At 55.2% G+C, this 3,737-nt stretch carries 5 protein-coding genes; 2 read left to right on the forward strand and 3 right to left on the reverse strand.

The genetic code is table 11. The annotated features are described in order from the left end of the window. Positions 1-183: 183 nt before the first annotated feature. The 3 genes from KJQ96_RS38150 to KJQ96_RS38160 all read right to left on the reverse strand — a co-directional run bounded on the left by KJQ96_RS38150 (position 184) and on the right by KJQ96_RS38160 (position 2,024). Complete coding sequence (locus tag KJQ96_RS38150) at positions 184-468, reverse strand: hypothetical protein (protein WP_213291124.1); 285 nt, start codon at positions 466-468, stop codon at positions 184-186. A gap of 456 nt (positions 469-924) precedes the next feature. Continuing rightward, positions 925-1,575 (reverse strand): Crp/Fnr family transcriptional regulator, encoded by a 651-nt coding sequence (locus KJQ96_RS38155; RefSeq protein WP_213291125.1) that lies wholly within the window; start codon positions 1,573-1,575, stop codon positions 925-927. Positions 1,576-1,847: 272 nt separating this feature from the next. Beyond that, complete coding sequence (locus KJQ96_RS38160; RefSeq protein WP_213291126.1) at positions 1,848-2,024, reverse strand: hypothetical protein; 177 nt, start codon at positions 2,022-2,024, stop codon at positions 1,848-1,850. Positions 2,025-2,345: 321 nt separating this feature from the next. Between KJQ96_RS38160 and KJQ96_RS38165 the strand changes: the two genes are divergently transcribed. Then, the gene (locus KJQ96_RS38165; protein ID WP_213291127.1) at positions 2,346-2,591 is read left to right on the forward strand and encodes a hypothetical protein; all 246 of its coding nucleotides are present in this window, start codon (positions 2,346-2,348) and stop codon (positions 2,589-2,591) included. 294 nt (positions 2,592-2,885) lie between these two features. Beyond that, entirely contained in the window at positions 2,886-3,656 is a 771-nt protein-coding gene (locus tag KJQ96_RS38170) for a hypothetical protein (RefSeq protein WP_213291128.1), read from the forward strand. Positions 3,657-3,737 lie beyond the last annotated feature (81 nt).

A 3,737-nucleotide genomic window follows, 5' to 3' on the forward strand; every position in this document is an offset into this window, starting at 1 on the left:
CCCTATGGCACTTCGATGCCGCAGAGTGGGCGCCGTCCACAGCATCAATCGCGTCGCTTTGGCGGTCGGTCAGCTACTTCCGGTCCACCCCGATCAGCGGACATGCGCAGGGTACGTCAGCACGTCTCAAATGTGCCAAAACCGACTTTGGTCCGGCGTCGGGCCTTTAACTAAGCAAGATGCTCAGTCACGCGTGTTCTGTATTATTATCGATTGATGAGGCCACAGATCGCTGTATCCGCCATAGACCTTTTCCCAAGCTCCGCCTGCTAGTATTTCCAGATTGCTACTTGACGTAATCCGGAAGCGGCCCGGTCGTCGAACAATTCTCGCATGGCCATGCACCCACGCATCGATATAGCTTTCGAATTTCTCTTCAGCAGAAGGGAATGGGAAGAAATGCGACCAAAACCCTGGAACGCCGAAGGTTAGCTCGTCGAGGTTCTGAGACCCAAAGTCACGGGCCATACGAGTTTCTCTTGGGCCGGAAATTCCCACATTACCTCGACTGTGGGGTCATCTAAAGGCTTGTAGTTCAGTCCATGTCGCTGCGAGAAGCGCGTGAATAGCGACACCGCATCTGCAGTGTAATCCCGTCGTGGCCTCCTGATTTGTCGCCAGAGCTTAGACACATCATCACCCTCTGTGTATGCACCCACTGTGAAAGCGGCCTCTTCACGCCATGCTTGCATAAGGGCATTCTATCAATCGGATAGATAGGAAAACGGTACAATTCTAACAACTCCTAAACTGTCGCCTTTGGGTCAAATTGCGAAGAACTCACCGTGAGCAAACCTACTCCGCTACACGTCCATGAGCGGACCTCAATGCAACGTGCCGCCACTTCATCTACGGGCCAGAAACAGACATGGGCAACGAGCACGAACCTAGTGGTTCGTGCGCGGCGATTTCCGGCTGATAGTTTCACATGATCAGAGAATTTGGCTTGAGGGGGCCGAGAAGTTCGTCATAGCGCCGCTCTATCCGATCGTAACGATCGCAGGCAACTGCATGGAGGCTCTCGATGTCCACAATGGAGATGCGCCCCCTGCCGATTTGAATAAGACCGGCATGTTGCAAGGTGCGCTCGACCAAATTGATGGTGGTTCGCTGGACGCCAAGCATCTGTCCGAAAAATTCCTGCGTCAGCCGGATGTCATTGCTTCCTAACCGCTTACTGCACTGGAGAAGCCACCTTGCTGCCCTGCTTTCAACTTGATGCAACGCCTGGCAGGCAGTCGATTGCTGCGCTTGCGCGAGCAGGGACAAATCGAACAGCGCAAGGACCTTTCGGAAACTCTCGCTGGCTTTCCCGACGCGGTAGATCTCCGAAGCCGGGACGCGCACAGCTTCGCCCGCGACTTGAACGATGCACTCGGCAAATGAAGTCATAATGCCGTGGATCGAAGACGAGCCGATCATTCCCTCTCGGCCAACGATTGAAGTCTCGGCGGTCTGGCCCTGTTCGGTGCGTGCGAGGACCGAGATGATGGTGGATTGCGGGAAGTAGGCGAATTCGATGTCCGATGAGGAGCCATGCAGCACCTCCCCATGTTCGACCGCAATTGTCCTCATGTGAGGTTTCAATAGAGATCGTGTCGAAGAGTCGAGCAAACTCAAAAGGTGATTTTCAACGGCCACATCAGCTCCAGCACAAAATCAGGCGGGAGCTTCAACTCTCTCGGTCACCGATACCTGAGGGCCGAATTCGGTGATAAGTTATGGTGGGCGCAAAGAGGGGCAATAGCCAGTTAATTATGCGCTAAAAGTCGGGTATCCGACAGTCTGGCGGACCTATTTGCCCTCTTGAAGAAGTGCGGGACAGATATCCGCCAACTGAGGCGCCCTTACTGCTCTGGTTCAAACCGTTCTATGAAGCGGTCGGCTTGCCAAAGCTCAACGGCGTGGCCATCAACGGCGATTTTTGCGAGCCTCCGCGCCTCCTTCTCATCAGGGGAGCGGATATCGACCCGATTAAAAATGTGACCGTCCGGCCCGATCACATAGGCGCGATATTCTTCCATTGAACGCTCTAAAGCTGATCCCTGAGAACCAGCGGCCAAAGTGAACGGAGGCGCCCCTGCTTCTAGTGCATTGTCCTGTCGATTATCTTGACGTTCGCTCGAATGCCGAGCTGGTGCAGGGACACACGCCAGCTGTAATGAAGGTTAACGCGCCCGTCTGTCCGGCGGCAGACACAGTTAGATGTTGAGATTGAGTCCCATGCCGTGTCGGGCACCCGACATTTCAGGGCATCCAACGGTTCTTTTTGACGATGGTCGGAACCGGACGGACAAAACGGGCGTTTAAGCGAAATATTTGGGAGGCCGAGGAAGGGAAGATCAATGATCACTGATACCTTTGATCGCCGAACTATAGCTAAAATGGAAGTAGCTCTTGAGCGTGCGTGCTTACTACTTCCAACTGGCAGCGATAAACACAATGCCCGTCGGATCATTGCCAGCAAAATAATTGAATGTGCCCACCGTGGCGACGCCGCCCTGAGCAGGCTTACTGAGGTGGGATACGCCGCTGCGGTTCAACTGAACTGCTTCGGGCAATCCGTCAGGAAGAAAGAGGCCGCCAACTAGTAGTTCTTACTTTCGGTTGATCCGTGTCGTGCGGCGATGCGCCATGTCGCTTCGGGTCAAAAGCGTCGTTTTCACCGTCTGACGAAGACTTCCGGTGTACCCCGGTGAACGGACATTGTAAGGGCCGGTCGGCATGTCTCAAACGGGCCAATTCCGGACGTCCGCCGCCAATAGGTCCCTCAGCAACCATCTATTAATCGTGAGCGCGCGCCTCACGTGCGACTTGAGCGATTAGCGCTTAAGCTGTGATTGAAATGATCACAGTTGCGACGAATGGGATCTTCGGTTTTGGCAATGGAGTACGTAGTCACCAAGAGACGGATCGATCGCGCCATTCTAGCGGCTACAATCGTATTGGCGAGCTACGGCGTCGATTTCGCATACGCGGACGACGTGCCCAATCGCGTCCCGGCGGATTACCTGCACTTCTCGCTCGACATGACCAAGATTCGGATCAGCCTCGGTAACGATGCTGTAAGCAAAGCAAATGCTGATATCCCGGATCTCGTTGTGCCGAGGGCATATGTTGTGTTCGTTGAAGGTGCTCCGCACAGCAGCCAGGGGCCGCTGCCGCCGCGGCTCAAATCTGACGACGTCGAATTGATGTTTGTTGACGGCAGCGGCGAAGCCTGGAGCATAGCGGTATCCCAGCGCGCACGGCGGGACGGTATAGATGGCAGTACTGCCGGCAATCGAATGCGTGCCGAGCAGACTGACGTTCAGATCAAAGCCAACGCGCGTGTAGATTTTGGCGAGTTTGCGCGCGCCAACGTCATTAGGTCTGCACCAAACCGCCAAGACGACAGCTTTGAAGGATTGGCGCACTACCGGGGAGTGGCCAGCTACTCCCACTACATTGGCCAGTCCGATGACGAATTTTTCTCAGCGCGGTGCGAGGGGAGGCTGAACCCTGTATTTTTGTGCCAATACACGATGTCGATCACGAATGGCGTCGTGGCCTATGTCAGCTTTGTCGATTTTCGCCTCTATGGCGGCCGCACCTATGCCAACCGTCGCCTGCGTTTCGTTCGCGAAGTCGTGTGCCGCTATCTCACACGCTGCTAACGGTGTCCACGCTACGTCCACTAATGGGATGGTCCGGCCGTGCTCCGGCCCTACCAGCACGAGAAGCTGGCAAGGGGCGCT

This window comes from Bradyrhizobium sp. sGM-13 (assembly GCF_018398875.1).
Lineage (GTDB): Bacteria > Pseudomonadota > Alphaproteobacteria > Rhizobiales > Xanthobacteraceae > Bradyrhizobium.